General features: G+C 58.4%; 12 protein-coding genes. 1 reads left to right on the top strand and 11 read right to left on the bottom strand.

The features are described 5' to 3' along the window. Window positions 1-197: 197 nt before the first annotated feature. The 9 genes from ACFSR7_RS14800 to ACFSR7_RS14760 all read right to left on the bottom strand — a co-directional run bounded on the left by ACFSR7_RS14800 (window position 198) and on the right by ACFSR7_RS14760 (window position 10,369). Window positions 198-1,196, bottom strand: a complete 999-nt coding sequence (locus ACFSR7_RS14800; protein ID WP_378162740.1) for a type I glyceraldehyde-3-phosphate dehydrogenase — start codon at window positions 1,194-1,196, stop codon at window positions 198-200. A 47-nt stretch (window positions 1,197-1,243) separates the two neighbouring features. Then, window positions 1,244-2,218: a ring-cleaving dioxygenase gene (locus ACFSR7_RS14795; RefSeq protein ID WP_378162738.1), complete on the bottom strand. Its 975-nt coding sequence runs from the start codon at window positions 2,216-2,218 to the stop codon at window positions 1,244-1,246. A gap of 51 nt (window positions 2,219-2,269) precedes the next feature. Continuing rightward, window positions 2,270-2,671, bottom strand: coding sequence for a DoxX family protein (locus ACFSR7_RS14790; protein WP_378123364.1), 402 nt, complete (start codon window positions 2,669-2,671; stop codon window positions 2,270-2,272). Between the two features lie 554 nt (window positions 2,672-3,225). Beyond that, a complete protein-coding gene (locus tag ACFSR7_RS14785) occupies window positions 3,226-4,434 on the bottom strand; it encodes a low temperature requirement protein A (RefSeq protein ID WP_378162736.1) in 1,209 nt (402 codons plus the stop codon). A 110-nt stretch (window positions 4,435-4,544) separates the two neighbouring features. After that, window positions 4,545-5,858 (bottom strand): ABC transporter substrate-binding protein, encoded by a 1,314-nt coding sequence (locus ACFSR7_RS14780; RefSeq protein WP_378162734.1) that lies wholly within the window; start codon window positions 5,856-5,858, stop codon window positions 4,545-4,547. Window positions 5,859-6,090: 232 nt separating this feature from the next. After that, a complete protein-coding gene (locus tag ACFSR7_RS14775; protein WP_378162732.1) occupies window positions 6,091-6,651 on the bottom strand; it encodes a Uma2 family endonuclease in 561 nt (186 codons plus the stop codon). A gap of 140 nt (window positions 6,652-6,791) precedes the next feature. Then, a complete protein-coding gene (gene melA, locus ACFSR7_RS14770) occupies window positions 6,792-8,204 on the bottom strand; it encodes an alpha-galactosidase (protein ID WP_378162730.1) in 1,413 nt (470 codons plus the stop codon). Between the two features lie 24 nt (window positions 8,205-8,228). Further along, complete coding sequence (locus tag ACFSR7_RS14765; RefSeq protein ID WP_378162728.1) at window positions 8,229-9,278, bottom strand: Gfo/Idh/MocA family protein; 1,050 nt, start codon at window positions 9,276-9,278, stop codon at window positions 8,229-8,231. A gap of 5 nt (window positions 9,279-9,283) precedes the next feature. Beyond that, window positions 9,284-10,369, bottom strand: a complete 1,086-nt coding sequence (locus tag ACFSR7_RS14760; protein ID WP_378162726.1) for an FG-GAP repeat domain-containing protein — start codon at window positions 10,367-10,369, stop codon at window positions 9,284-9,286. Between the two features lie 155 nt (window positions 10,370-10,524). On the opposite strand from ACFSR7_RS14760, the gene ACFSR7_RS14755 reads away from it, so the two are divergent. Continuing rightward, complete coding sequence (locus ACFSR7_RS14755) at window positions 10,525-11,352, top strand: AraC family transcriptional regulator (protein WP_378162725.1); 828 nt, start codon at window positions 10,525-10,527, stop codon at window positions 11,350-11,352. A gap of 802 nt (window positions 11,353-12,154) precedes the next feature. Here ACFSR7_RS14755 and ACFSR7_RS14750 read toward each other — a convergent pair. Both ACFSR7_RS14750 and ACFSR7_RS14745 read right to left on the bottom strand, forming a co-directional pair. After that, a complete protein-coding gene (locus ACFSR7_RS14750; RefSeq protein WP_378162723.1) occupies window positions 12,155-13,054 on the bottom strand; it encodes a hypothetical protein in 900 nt (299 codons plus the stop codon). Window positions 13,055-13,201: 147 nt separating this feature from the next. Beyond that, complete coding sequence (locus tag ACFSR7_RS14745) at window positions 13,202-14,359, bottom strand: CapA family protein (RefSeq protein WP_378162721.1); 1,158 nt, start codon at window positions 14,357-14,359, stop codon at window positions 13,202-13,204. Window positions 14,360-14,477: the final 118 nt, after the last annotated feature.

Raw genomic sequence — 14,477 nt, 5'->3', positions numbered from 1 at the left:
AGCGACTTTTTGAATTATGAAATTGACTTTATATACATCTATTCTTGATGGTACGGACCATTTTAGAGAGCAAAGACGCAAGTATGCATCTTTTTCCTCCAGCCGCCCGGATAACGGCACAGCAACCGAACGATTCCGGCACTCCGTCCCCGTAAAAAGGGACGACCGCTTGACTGGACGGCCGTCCCTTCGTTGCATTAGCGATTGGCGAGGTAGGCCGCGACTTCGGCGAGTCTCGAAGCGTAGCCCCATTCATTGTCGTACCAGGCTGCGATCGATACGATGTCTCCCTGCACCTGCGTCAGCGGCAGATCGATGATCGACGAATGCGAGTCGCCGACGATGCGCGAGGACGCCCATTCGCCTTCGAGCACATCCAGCACGCCCTTGAGCTCGCCATCGGCCGCCGCTGCCCGGAACATATCGTTGATCTCCTGGGCGGTGCAAGGCTTGTCGGTAATCAGATTGAGCTCGGCGATGCTGCCGGTCCGCGTCGGAATCCGGTAGGCTTTGCCCGTGATCTGAAGATCGGGCCAGATGAACTTGAGCGCCTTGGCCGCGCCGGACGACGACGGAATGATGTTCTCCGCTGCCGCCCACGAGTCGCGGCGGTCCTTCATCGGCTGGTCCGTCAACGACTGGGTGTTCGTGTAGGAATGGACGGTCGAGAACAAGCCGTGCTTGATTCCGAAGTTCTCGCGAACCAGCTTGACGACCGGCGCCAGCGCGTTAGTCGTACAGCTCGCCATGCTGATGATCTTGTGCTTGTCCGGATCGAAGTGGTCGAGGTTAATCCCCTTCAGCAGCACCGCGTCGCAATCGTCCAGCGTCTTGCTCGGCCCGCTGACGAGCACGCGCTTGGCGCCGCGGTCCAGGTGAACCTGGGCGACCGAACGCGTCACGGCACGGCCGGTGCAGTCGATGACCAGATCCACGCCGAGCGCCCGCCAGTCCGGCACCTCGCTTGCAGAGTTGATGTACTGGATGTCCCGGCCGCCGATGACGATGCTGCCTTCGCCGCCGGATACCGTCTCGGGCCACCTTTTATAGTTAGTGTCGACCTCGAACAGCGCGGCCAACGTGGCCTCGTCCTTAATGTCCGAGATCGATACCGGTACGAACAAATTGTCTTGAAGGGCGACCCTGAGCAGTTGTCTGCCGATACGTCCAAATCCGAATACCGCTATTTTGCCCATGTTTACCCTCCGATATGAATGAAATGATTTTTCCTTGCCTCTTCAATTTACACCGAATTCCTGTCGGATTGAAGAGCCTCGGGAATTAATTCGCGCACCTCGATCGGCTGCAGGTTCGCTTCGATCTGCTCGCGGTGCGGCTCGAACCACGAAGGGAGCATCAGCTTGCCGCCCAATGTTTCCGCCGGCTCGTCGTTCGCGAATCCGGGCGGATCCGTGGCGATCTCGAACAGAATGCCGCCGCTCTCGCGGAAGTAGATGGCGTTGAAGTATTGGCGGTCGATGACCTCCGTCGGGTAGAAGCCGGCTTCGCTGACCTGCTGCTGCCATTGCACATGCTCTTCAAAGTCCTTGGCTCTCCAGGCGATGTGGTGAATGGTGCCGGCACCAGGCGTCCCCCACGGCACGTCGGCCGTCGGAACGTCGACGATGTTGCCGATATCTCCGAATGCCTGGAAGCGAGTATAGCCATCCTCTTCGCCGATGCGGGTCATGCCGAGCACATGCCCCAGGACCGCGCCGGTCTGCTTGACGTTTGCGCTGAACAGGATGGCGCCGCCGAAGCCCTTGATCGCCTTGTCAGCCGCAATGCCGCCGAACGACCATTCACTGTTGGCGCCCGCTTCCCGTTCGACGAGTTCCAGGCGCAGGCCTTCGTTGTCCTCGAACTGTACAAAGTTTTCCCCGAAGCGCGACGTCTTCTCGAACGAGATTCCAAAGCCGGCGAGACGTTCCTCCCAGAAGGCCAACGCGCCGGCCGGCACGACATAGGTCGTCACGCCGACTTGGCCTCCGCCAACCTTGCCCTTGCGGGAGCCGGGATGCGGGAAGAAGGTAATGATCGTGCCGGGGCTGCCGTCCTTATCGCCAAAGTAGAGGTGGTACACCTCGGGTGCATCAAAGTTAATCGTCTTCTTGACGAGCCGGAGGCCCAGGACGCCGGCATAGAAATCGACGTTTTCCTGCGGATTTCTGGCGAATGCGGTGATATGGTGGATACCTGCGGTTTGGATGGTAGTCATGATTGAATCGCTCCTCATTTATAATTAGAAATGGCCGTTTGGTTTAGTCGGTTAAAATAAGTTAAAAACGTTGTCGAGCGAGTATTCACCTGCGCCTGTCAGCGCGACGCCGATCGCGATGGCGAGCATGACGAGCGGATATTCGTAGCCATTGGCGGTCGACCATAGTCCGTTGGGTGCGTGTACTTTGATGGCGCCGATCATGGCGAGCGCGATCAGGACGGCGGCGACCGGCGTCAGCAGGCCGACCGTGAACAACGCGCCGCCGAGGAACTCCATGAGACCTGCGATGACGGCCATCGCGACGCCCGGCTTGATGCCGACCGATTCCATCCAGCCGCCCGTTCCCTTCGGGCCGTAGCCGCCGAACATGCCGAACAGCTTCTGCGCCCCATGCCCTACGAACAACAAACCTACAACGATTCGAATGATTAGCAATCCCGTATCCATCATGAAAATTCTCTCCCTTAAAGTATTTATTTTAATTTTCTTTAATTAAAGATATTAGACCGACGAAAGCTTGATATTCTAAATCGGTTCGCGCCATCCCTTTCCTTGCTGCTGCCGCATTAGCCTCGTCTTCATCGCCAGCGTCATCTTCGTCGTGCCAGCCATCGTCATACCTCATTTCGCCGTTTGTTCGGTTCGCTTTGCATTGTTTGTTTGCTTCGTTTATATCTTGAATTAAAGATAATTGATTTTGAGTAATTTGTCAACACCCTCTTTTGAAGGTTTTGGGAAGACTCTATTTCGCCAAAGGCTTGGTTTGTTTCTATTTAGGAGCTCTAGCAGCGTGACGGCGTCCTCGAGGGTTGGTCGAGGGTTGGTTTGTTTCTAGATGGGACTTCCTGCGATGCAGCGACGTCCTGCAGGATTGGTTTGCTCCCATATGAGACCAACTGCGCCGTCCGGACTCGATTCCCCGCGTTTCCGTTTCGCGCAAAAAAGCCGCCGTGTCCATCACTTCGGATGGGCGCCGGCGGAGGCCGATTGCTTCATCGATTGGTTCATCCGTGATGCTTGGGAACGAGCGTGCACAATCGGTTGGAAAACCGGCTGCCCCATACGGCGACCGCTAGCAGGACGATTACGGCGGAAGCCGACAGCGCCAGCGGGGTTAGAGAGTGCGAGAACAGCGAGAGTACGGCCAACGCGACGAGTCCCGTCGCATGCGGTACGGCGAACATGCGGGATACGATCCATATAAAGATCGCGTTGCTTAGCAGATAAAGGGCCGGCGAACCCAATATAACCAACGCCACGCCCGACTCCAGATGCCCTGTCGGGTGCCCAAGCAGGAACTCGTCCGCGACGGCCGACAGCACGATACCTCCGGCCAGCAGCAAGTGCGTATAGGTGTAGGCCGCTCTCGCCAGCTGCCCCGGGACGCTCGCGTTTACGATATAGTGATGGCCGATGCGCGACGTCGTCTCGAAGTAGATCCACCACATGGACACCGTGCCCAAGAACGAGACGAGGAACGCCAATACCGTCTCCATATTCCTCTCGAGTCCTGCAAAGGTAGCGCCCATGACGATAATGGACTCTCCAAGAGCGATAATAATGAACAGCCCTGCACGCTCCGCCATATGGGCCCCTTCGACCGCCCAGTCGGCGGCCGTTGAGCGGCCAATCCGCGGCACCCAGAAGCCAAGCGACGGCGCGACATAATCGATGAGCAGCGCGACGCCCCAGAGCACCAGTCGGATCTCGCCTTCCTGCGTCCCGCCCGCGACCCAAATGACGCCGGACAAAATGAGCCAGCACAGGATGCGCACCAAGTTGATCTGATTGACCGGCGCTCCATGCCCAAGCGCCCATACGGTGAAGGCGGTTCGCCCGATCTGAAATGCGGCGTACGAAATGCCGAAGTACAGTCCTGCATGCTCGAACGCTTCGGGTATCGAAGTGGACATGATCAAGCCAATCAGCATGAGCGCGAGCAGCATAATGCGCACCGGAAGCGCGTCGGGGCTCAGCCAGTTGATGACCCACGTCGTGTAGTTCCATGCCCACCAGACGGCCATCGTCAGCATAGCCGTATGCAGCGCGCCCATCCATGTGAAGTTCTCGAGCAGCGAATGGGACAACTGTGTAACGGCGAACACAAAGATCAAATCGAAAAACAGCTCAATAAATGAAACCTTCCCAGAATCGCTCAGGCCTCTGCTGCGGAAAAGCTCTGGTCTGTGATGTCTGCGATGCGCTTGCGCCATGCCGGCGATCCTCCTGTTCGCTCTCTAATCATTTAAAGCCTGAGTATAGCAGAGAACGCCGGCGTTTTGGCTAAAGTTTAGCATCCGAATTTTTAACTCTGGCGGGAAGCCTACTTGGAAACGTTATCGGATTTTGCAAGCTCTTTATCCCAAACGAATTGCAGATCGGCTTCCATTTTCTCAATCACTTCAGCTGTCGTCAGTTGGCTGCCAAGCAGTCGCGGCATGTACAGATTCGAGCTCTCATCCATTTTTTGAATGACGGAAGCCGGCAACGATCTTAAAGTCGCGATGAGCGATCGATTGTCCCGCTGCAGTTTGTAAAAAACAGCTCTGGAGGTTGCTTCGACGCCTTCAGCAGGACGCACTGGAAGGTCTGAAGGTTCAATGCGGGGGAGCACTTTCGCGTAGTCTTCCCCGCCGAGGTACTGAACCAGCCTCCAAGCCGCAGACGGCTGAGGCGCGCGCCTCGGAATGGCGAACACTTCATCCGGCTCCGACTCCGCTCCCGCGTCGCGTTCTAGGGCGCTCACGGGAACCGTCGCCATCCCCCACTCGATCGTAGCGAACGCCTTTGGATTCTGCGTCAGCGTCCGATATAATTCCGATCCTTCCACTGCCATCGCTACGTTTCCGGCCAGGAACGGCATGTCGGCAACCTGTCTTGCCTTCAAGCCCATGTCAGCCGGCTCGGTTAGTTGGGACCGGTCCAGGCAGGCGCCGGATGATAGACATGTCTTTACATTTTCGAAAACATGGATCCAACCGTCCGAGTTCAGCGTAAACTTGCGATTGCCCGCTACGGACAAGCCTTCTGCATCGCCGACATGGAGCGCCATCATAAACGGATTGTCGGAATAGCGGTAATCCAGCCCGAACTGAGCTGCCTCGCTTCCCGATGCCTCTTTGGAAAAACGTTTTGCAAGCGTGAACACTTCGTCCCACGTCATAAAATCCGACGGGTAAGCAATGCTATAACGGTCGAACGTCGCCTTGTTGTAATAAAGCGCGGAACCGGTAAACGTCGCAGCAAGACCATAAAGCCTTCCATCGGCGCGCAGCGAATCCAACACAGCAGGCGCCACGTCCGCTAGGTCGAACCGGTCCTTCTGGACATAATCGTCGAGGGGCAATAAGGTGTCCGAGTCTCTCAATCTGGCAAAAAAATCGGCCGGAAGCGCGATGACGTCCGGATTTTCCTTTTCGACAAGTTCATTTACAACCGCATCCAGATCCGTCCTTCCGTTCAACTGTTCGACGAGGGATATGACCTCCAGATCATCCTCCGGATGCGTCGCGATATAAAAGCTGCCGTACTTCTGTTCAAACAAGCTGGCGTTAAAGGCGAGAACCTTAAGCTTAGCCGGTTCCGGCGCCTTTTCTCCCTTGGCGCAGCCTGCCGCAACCAGAGCAACCGTAAGCATTGTACCAATCGAGCGTATAAGCAATCTGATCGTCCTCAATTCAAGTAAAATGAAAATAAATTTCCATTTATTACTTTAATTTAGGAAACCTCAAATTTCCACCTATTATTTCCGTTTCATCCTTAACTTTAAGCAACTATACCTGCCGGCCGTCGGGCCGGAAGCCGTCTACCGACACGTCGAGCAGGACCGCCGAATCGACGAAAACGAACACCGCGCTTAAAAAAACGGGCTAGACCGTATGCCGGAATACCTCGGATAAATTAACCGCCAGGCACGGCACGGCCGACGAGACGATCTCGTCCTCCGCCGTCCAGGTCTTGACGAGCCGGTACTCGCCCTCGGTCAATACGAATTGATCGACCAGCCGGTACTCGGGCTCGACCAGCCAATATTCGGCTACGCCGAACCGCTCGTAGGTTCCCTTTTTAATCGTCTTGTCGTTGTGCGCCGTGCTGTCGGACAATATCTCGACGACCAGGTCCGGCGCCCCATAGACGTAACCGTCCCGGATGATGTCGCTGCGCGTCCGGCTAATATAGAGCAAGTCCGGCTGCAAAATATTGTCCTTGTCGAAGTGGACGTCCAGCGGTGCGAGCAGAATCACCCCGTCTTGCGCGCAGGAGGCATGGAAGGCCAGGTGAAGCTGCCCCAGCACATCCTGATGCACGAACTTCGGCGAGGTGAGAAAGTCGTGCCGTACGCCGTCGATAATCTCGTAGCGTTCGTCGATGAATCGCGTGCCATGGGTCCTCTTAATCGCCGTCATTCCTCCGCCTTCTCTTTTATCCATAAGAAGTCTCCCCCTCACGCAAAACACCCCGCAAAGCGCCGCGATCCATCGCGTGCCCTGCGGGGTGCTTCCCCGGTCATTTCCCTCATTATGGTCGAAAAAGGACGGAACTGTCAATCCTCGCCGCGGGGTTCCGCGCCTTACTTCGCCAGCTCGCCGAACCGCGAGAACACCGCCAGCGCCGGATCGATCGGCACTTCCGCCCGCTGCAAGCCTTCGGGCGTCTCGATCGTCGGCGTCGGCCGCGGCAGGCGTCCTTCGAACTGCGGCAGCCATTGCCGCTGCGCGGTCAGCATCTCCGTCACCATGTCGCGGATCTCCTTCAGCGTCAGCACCGACGACGTGAGCGGATCGAGCGCGATCGCCTGCACGACCGTCTCCGGATCGCCGGACTTGGCCGCCAGCACGGCCAGCCGCTGCACGTTGATGTTGGTCATGTTGAGCGCCGCGCACTGCGGCGGGATCTCGCCGATGACGGTCCGGTGGATGCCCGTACGGTCCGCAAATACGGCGCCTTCGGCGCAGCAGTCCGCCGGCAGGTTGGCGATCATGCCGTTATTGCGCAGGTTGCCGCTGAACTTGAACGTCTTACCCGTCTCGAGTGCCTCGATAATGTAGGCGCAGTATTCCACGCTCCGCGGCGGCAGGTCGTAGGATTCGTCGGCCAGGATATCCTGGTCCTTGTACTTGTCGGCGACGTAGGCGCACCAAGTGTAGTACGCGCCGGATTCGCCGCCGAAGGAGGGCTCGTCGCAGTACAGGTCGCGCGCCTTTTGGTTTTTGCGGAACCACGGCACGTACTCGGACAAATGCCCCGTCGACTCGGTCATGAAGTAGCCGAAGTGGCGGAACACCTCGCCGCGTACCTTCTCGTTGACGTAAAATTCCGGCTGCTCGAACTTGTCGCGAAGCGCCGGGTACAGATCCTCGCCTTTGTGGGACAGCTTCGTGAACCAGCCCATGTGATTGATGCCGGCGGAGACGTAATCGATCTCTTCTTTCGGCACGCCGGTATAGCCCGCGATGAGATCGAGCGTCGTCTGCACGCCGTGACACAGGCCGACGTACTGGATGTTGGTCTCGCCCAGCGCCCAGCAGATCATGGCCATCGGGTTGACGTAGTTAAGGAGCGTCGCGTTCGGGCACAGCTCCTCCATATCCCGCGCCACGTCCAGGATGACCGGAATGCTGCGCAGCGCGCGGAATACGCCGCCCGGGCCGAGCGTATCGCCGATGCACTGGTCGACGCCGTACTTCATCGGAATCTTGTAATCCAGCTCGAACGCGGACACGCCGCCAACCTGGAACGACGTGATGACATAGCTCGCGCCGGCCAGCGCCTCCCTGCGGTCGGTCGTCACGAGCACGCGCGACTTGAGCCCATTTTTCTCGATGACCTTGTCGGCGAACGCCTTGACCTGCGACGTTTTGCCCGTGGAAGGGGCCATTAATACGAATTCGGTGTCTTCGAGCTCCGGCGTCGCCATGATGTCGAGCATCAGCGTCTTGCAAAAAACGATGCTGCCCGCTCCGATGATCGCGACTCTTCTCATGGTACGATCCCGTCCCTTCGCGCTTTATTGGTATTGCTGCATCAAGCGGATGTAATCCCTGGCGAGCTTCAGATCCTCCAGCGCTTCCTTCGACTCGCACGGCGCCGGCCGCTCGCCGCGCACCGCGGCGATGAAGTTCATCGCCTGCTTGCGCATGGCGTGCAGGTTGGGCATCACCGGAATCTCGTAGGAAGGCGCGCCGTTGCCGTCCTTCATGATCGTGACCTTGCCGGCTTGCTGGCGGGCGAGCGGCGGCGGCAGATCGACGCGGACGAAGCCGCGCTCGAAGCAGACGAGCAGGCTCTCGTGCCATTCGATCGACGTATTGTACGGGGCCATCTCCAGCGCGACCGTGACGCCGCCGTCGCTCTCGCCCGCCAGCAGCACGCCGCGACGGTCGGCGAACGTGATCTTATAGGGCTCCCGCAGCAGGAAGCGGATCGCGTTGACCTGATGAATGTAATAGTTGACGAAGGAATCCAGGTGACGGGTCTCTTCGTCCGTGAAGTAATCGGGTCCCGGCTCGACCGCGACGTTCGGATACGGTTCGTCCGAGTTCAGCGGCGCGTCCGCGCCTCCGATCCAGTCGCCCGGCGGCATCGTGACGCGGACGTACTGCATTTTGCCGTACTCGCCGCTTGCCTTCCACTGCTCGATGACGGCGCTCGCGTGCTCCATCGCGGGATCGGAGCGCTTGTGGTAGCCGACCATGTGCAGCGTCTTGTATTCGTCCGCGAGCCGGACCAGCTCCTCGCCGGCCTCGACGGTGAGCGAGATCGGCTTCTCGGTGAACACCGGGATGCCCGCCTTCAGAATGTCAGGGATGAGGCTGATATGCGTGCGGTACTGCTGCGGCGCGACGATCGCGTCCACCTTCGCGTCGTTCAACAGCTCCAGATGATTGGCGTACACGGCCGGTACGCCGTAGCGGTCCGCTACGGTACGCGCGAGTCCCGGGCGTACTTCGGCCAGCGCCACGACCTCGCATTGATCGCGCAATACCGCGTAGTTGGACAGATGCGCCATCTGCCCCATGCCGCCGACGCCGACGAATCCGATTTTCAGCTTGCTCATCTCGCTCACTCCCTGGGTCCCAAGTTTTCGAATAAATAGAGGCCTTCCGTGCCCGGCGCGACGATGTCGGGGTAGCCGTTGCCGGTGATATCCTGAATCCACATGTAAATGCCGTTGCCCGAGCCCTCGCCCGCGGGGCCGTAGTCGATGACATGCTTCTCGAAGGCGCCGCCGTTGATCTTGAAATAGTACAGGAACAGCGGATCGTCGAAGCCCGGATCGTTGTCGTGCGCCAGGTAGCGCTTGCCGGTGACGAGCTCCAGCTCGCCGTCGAGGTCGAGATCGACCAGCATCAGATCGTGGTACTGCGAGGCGGTCGTATCGATGTCGTGGCGGATCCAGCTGCGGGAGCCGTCCGCCTCCCGGCGCTGCTCGTACCAGTGAAGGCCGTAGTCATGCGCCTGGCCGACGATCAGGTCGCACAGGCCGTCGCCGTTCACGTCGTAACCGAGCACCGGCACGCTGGCGGAACCGAGCGAGAACTCGGGATGGAACGTCCACGGTCCCGCAAACGGGTCCTCCGGCTGTTCCAGCCAGCCGTTCGAAAGCACGATGTCCGTCCGCCCATTGCCGGTAATGTCCGCGAAGCCCATGCCATGACCGCTCGGACCTTCAGAGATGACGGTCTTGCTGAATCTCCCCGTCCCCTTGCCGTTCTCGTCGACGATCAGCTTATAGAAGGCTTGCGGCGATCCCGGCGTGTTGGGAAAAATCTCGGGCACGCCGCAGCCGTCGATATCGAAGTAGCGGATCGTCTCGATTGGGGTAGAGGGATCGATCTCGATCGTCTCCCATTCCGCGCCAGTTATGCCCGGGTTGCGTCGCCACTTGAGCGCGCCTCCCCACCAGGAGCCCGTCACGATATCGATCTTCCCGTCCCCGTCCACGTCCATCGGGAAGTCGGAAAAGTCGTCCCGGTAATGCGCGTAGGCCGCCAGCTCGCAAATCTTGTGTTTTTGGACGAAGTCGGGGCCCTCGTACCAGTAGCCGCCGCTCACGATATCGAGCGTGCCGTCGCCGTCGACGTCGAAGACGGAGCAGGCTTCGAACGTCTCGTCGCTCAGCTTCCGCTTGTTGAATTGAATGGGCATGCGCATGTCCCTCTCTCCGCAAATCTATGGATTCGTTGTGAAAGCGCTATTGAATCTCTTATCGCTTATAATCTACAATACAGACAGATCAAGGAACAATGCGGAGAGTTGCGGGATTTGGCTATTGAAAATTGATATTCGGAGGTGAACGACCCATGCGGCACTCGATCGTCGCGGGGAAGCCGGAGATCCTGAGCGGATCGCTCATTCACGGGAGCAAGGAGTCGCCCTTCTACTTCCCGCTTCACCAGCACGAGCTGAACGGCGAGATATTCCTGATCATGGAGGGAGAAGGGGAATTCCGCGTAGACGGCAGGCAATATCGCGCCAAAGCCGGCAGCCTGCTCCTGTATAATCGGGGCATCTGGCACGAGGAACGGTCGATCAGCGACAAGTTCGCCGCCGTGTACGTCGCGTACGCGGGGCTGCAGATGCAGGGCATGCCGGCCGACTGCCTGTCGAGCGCCGCCCAGCCGGCCATGCTGGAGCTCGGCGAGCACTTTTTGCCGGTGAAAAAGCTGTTCGTCGACATGATCGAGGAATGGAGCAGTCCGCTGCCCGAGTCCGCCGTCGTCGCGAACGGACTCCTCCACGCGCTTACGGGCCGGCTCGCGCGGCTGCTGCATTATTCGACGGCGGACCAGGTGAAAAAGCGCCCGCATAAGGAGACCGTGCATCTCGCGAGGCGCTATATGGAGGAGAATTATCCGTTCGACGTGACGCTAGAGACGCTCGCCAGCCTGACCTATACGAATCCGTATCATTTTATCCACGTATTCAAGGCGGAGACGGGCATGAGCCCGATCCAGTACTTGATCCGGTACCGCATCGAGGTGGCCAAGCAGTACCTGGCGTCGACGCGGCTGCCGATGGCGGAGATCGCCGAGAAGGTCGGGTACAAGAGCGATACGTACTTTCAAAATTTATTTAAAAAGACGACCGGGATGTCGCCGGGACAGTATCGGGCTGCGAGCCGCGCATGATGGAGCAGGGTTCTTTTGCCCGCCAAACGTCGCTCTTTTGACCGCTAACGTCGCTCTTTTGACCGCTAACGTCGCTCTTTCGCCCGCTAACGTCGCTCTTTCGCCCGCCAGCGTCGTTCTTTCGACCGGCAGCGTCGCTATTTCGCCGCAATGCCTGCAAATATACATCTTTTTTTGCCGATATCGCCCCCATTGGACAAAAAAGATGCGAAAACGCAGGTTTTTTCCGCCATCAGCTGGATTTTCGGCTTGTGCTACGAATTTACCTGCACATTTGCAGGTATTTCACCATGTGTTGCAAAGCGGTTGAAAATACATGTACAAATGCAGGCTTTTCCGCCCGCCAACCTCGAAAAAAGCTCCGGCACGCCGTTAAGACACTTACCTGTGCAGGTTTGCCTCCGCCCGAATTAGTACGGAGAGTACGCATAAAAAACACCTGGCGATGATTCATTCGTGAGCCGCTCCGACGGTCTGCTCCGACGGGCCGTTCCAATGGATTAGCCGATCGTCGCCCGCTTCGTTCTTTCGCCGCAAAGCCTGCAAATATACATCTTTTTTTGCCAATATCGCCTCCATCGGACAAAAAAGATGCGAAAACGCAGGTATTTTCCTCCGTCAGCCGGGTTTCCGGCTTGTGCTATAAATTTACCTGCACATTTGCAGGTATTTCATTCCATGCAGCCATTCGGCAGAAAATACAGGTATAAATGCAGGCTTTCGGGGTCCGCAAGCCGCCGAAAAGCTCCGGCATGCCTAATGCACGCTTACCTGCCTACGAGATGCCGCCAATGTTGGGGAGCTAGACACCCACGGCCCGCTTCTCGCCTCCAGCCGTCCGCATCTCGCGCAAGACCCGGCGTAGCGCCGACGCGCCGGCGGCCAGCGAGACCAGGAAGCAGAAGCCAGCCGCGACCGGCAGCGGCGACCATTCCAGCAGCGTGCGGCCCTCTATCGTCAGCCAGCCGATCGCGGCAAGGCCGAGCAGATACGAGATGCCGGCGATGTGTACGATGGCGCGCCGTGCCCGCGCGTTCGCACTGGTGCGTTCCGCGAGCCAGGCGACCAGCGGCACGGCCTGAAGCGCATGGAAGCCGAGTCCGTGCAGCCAGATGATATTGCCTTCCGCGCCGGTGAACCGGCTCTGGCCGACCGAGATCCAGATGCCCGCCGCGAACGAGACGGTGACGGCGATCATGGCGTAGCGGATGCCGATTGCCATTTCCGGACGCAGTCTGTAAGCTCTTGCACGGAAAAACTGAACGCCGACATACAGATAAAACACGATCAGCAGCATCGCGACGAACCCGAAAATATTGCCTACCGCTTGGTCAAACGCCGAGCCGTTCTCGACGAATCTCGGATTGACGCCGCGGAAGTTTTGAATCGTCTCCGCGCCGTAAGCGTACAGGGCGAGACCGATATACACCCTTCGGAACCAAAGCCGACTTCGTTCGCCCAGCGCCGACAAAGGCATGATCGCCGCGGTCGACAACAGAAAAATGCCCAGCGCCGCGTTGAACGAGAACGCCTTGGAGACGTCGCCGCCCGGCGAGATCTCCCCTCCGTTAACCAACGTCCAGATCCCGCACAACGCCGCCAGCATAAATCCGAGGAGGCCGGTCAGCACCAGCCCCTTTTCTCCTTCGAACAATCGTCTTCCTTGCTTCGCTCCATGACCGATGTCGCCCTGCGCCTGCATATCCGCCGCATCCCTTCCCCGTGAGTTGGTACCCTCACTGTACTGGAAAGGACTGGCATGCCGGAACGGCCTTAAGATGCGTTCACGGCCGGACCTGAAGAGGTTCTTCCGATCCGCCGGAGGTCCTGCACGCCCGCCGGTGCGCGTTTATTTCTGCTCAAGGAACGCCTGATCGTGCAGCTCTACGCCGTAAGACAAGTCCTCCATATATGCGAGCTGCGCGGTTTCATACGCCGCATCCCGGTTTACAATTCGGTTGTTGCGGATGGAGAGCGGGTGGAAGGATACGCTGACTTTCCCTTTATCCAATGTAAGATTAAGCAGGCCAGTGTCCGCCTTCTTTCCTTTTACATAGTCGGGGAAAAGGAAATTGCCGATGGAGTACGCGATCGGTTTGCCCTTATGGAACTCGAAGCCCTGCAGCACATGCGGATGGCTGCCGATAACCGCGCTGGCTCCCGCGTCCAGCATGTCCGCCCCCAGCTTGCGCTGCCAGGGCTGCGGCGAAGTCGTATTTTCCACGCCCCAATGGATAAAAACGAGGACATAATCCGCATCCTTGCTCGCGGCGCGGATGGCCGCCAGAATCTTGTCCGGCTCGTAGGCGCTCGCTACGCCCGGCTTCTTGTCGGTCGCCTTCCAGGCGGTCGTCGGCATGAAGCGCGTCACCGCGCCTATTTTAACCGTAGCGCCGTTCAACTGAACGGTCTCGAAGCGAAACGCCTCCTCCTCGTTCAGGCCCGCACCGACATGGCGCAAGCCGGCCTTCTCGACATTCTTGAGCGTGTCTCTTAAACCTTTCTCCTTATAATCGAGCACGTGGTTGTTACCTAGCGACACCATATCGAAGCCCGCATGCTTGATCCCGTCCAGCGAGCCCGCCTCCGATTTGAAATTAAAGCGCTGGTTCAGGTCTTTATCCGACGCCTCCGTCACCGACGTCTCCAGATTAAGCACGGCGTAATCCGCCCTGCCCACCTCGTCCTTAATCTGGGTGAACGGATAATCAGCGCCGTTCCGGCGGATCGCTTCTTTGACGCTGCCGTCCATCATCGTATCGCCCGCGAAAATCATGTTGATCGGCTTCTTCTGCTTGACGGAAATCGGGATCGGCGTCGCTCCGCTCGCCGGGTTGCCGATCTGGGAGACGGCTTGAGAAATGGGTGTACCGGCATGCGAAGCGGGCGGCTGTGTATGGGCAGCGCCGGCATGCTCGGCCGCGGAGCCGCCAAACGGTTGCGTGCCGCATCCGCTGAGCGCCGCAGCGACGGCCAACAGGACTAAGGGTCTGCGCCAACGATTCAAAGTCGATCACCTCGCAATCTTTTTCTATCAATGTATCAACCGAATATTTCAAAAATGCAGAAAGTTTGTATCCATTCGGTAACGAAGCGGTAAACAAAAAAGCATGCGCGAACGCTCA

Origin of the sequence: Cohnella sp. GCM10020058, from assembly GCF_042683485.1 — a bacterium.
Classification (GTDB): Bacteria; Bacillota; Bacilli; order Paenibacillales; family Paenibacillaceae; genus Cohnella.
The sequence above is the reverse complement of the archived record's forward strand: the minus strand, read 5'-3'. Positions and strand labels throughout refer to the sequence as shown.

What these genes read in the sequence shown, in the direction of transcription:
- ACFSR7_RS14780 (WP_378162734.1), bottom strand. Translation starts at nt 5,858, where the DNA reads ATGCTTACGGTTGCTCTGGTTGCGGCAGGCTGCGCCAAGGGAGAAAAG.
- ACFSR7_RS14750 (WP_378162723.1), bottom strand. Translation starts at nt 13,054, where the DNA reads ATGCAGGCGCAGGGCGACATCGGTCATGGAGCGAAGCAAGGAAGACGA.
- ACFSR7_RS14785 (WP_378162736.1), bottom strand. Translation starts at nt 4,434, where the DNA reads ATGGCGCAAGCGCATCGCAGACATCACAGACCAGAGCTTTTCCGCAGC.
- ACFSR7_RS14775 (WP_378162732.1), bottom strand. Translation starts at nt 6,651, where the DNA reads ATGGATAAAAGAGAAGGCGGAGGAATGACGGCGATTAAGAGGACCCAT.
- ACFSR7_RS14800 (WP_378162740.1), bottom strand. Translation starts at nt 1,196, where the DNA reads ATGGGCAAAATAGCGGTATTCGGATTTGGACGTATCGGCAGACAACTG.
- ACFSR7_RS14755 (WP_378162725.1), top strand. Translation starts at nt 10,525, where the DNA reads ATGCGGCACTCGATCGTCGCGGGGAAGCCGGAGATCCTGAGCGGATCG.
- ACFSR7_RS14760 (WP_378162726.1), bottom strand. Translation starts at nt 10,369, where the DNA reads ATGCCCATTCAATTCAACAAGCGGAAGCTGAGCGACGAGACGTTCGAA.
- ACFSR7_RS14795 (WP_378162738.1), bottom strand. Translation starts at nt 2,218, where the DNA reads ATGACTACCATCCAAACCGCAGGTATCCACCATATCACCGCATTCGCC.
- ACFSR7_RS14765 (WP_378162728.1), bottom strand. Translation starts at nt 9,278, where the DNA reads ATGAGCAAGCTGAAAATCGGATTCGTCGGCGTCGGCGGCATGGGGCAG.
- ACFSR7_RS14790 (WP_378123364.1), bottom strand. Translation starts at nt 2,671, where the DNA reads ATGATGGATACGGGATTGCTAATCATTCGAATCGTTGTAGGTTTGTTG.
- melA (WP_378162730.1), bottom strand. Translation starts at nt 8,204, where the DNA reads ATGAGAAGAGTCGCGATCATCGGAGCGGGCAGCATCGTTTTTTGCAAG.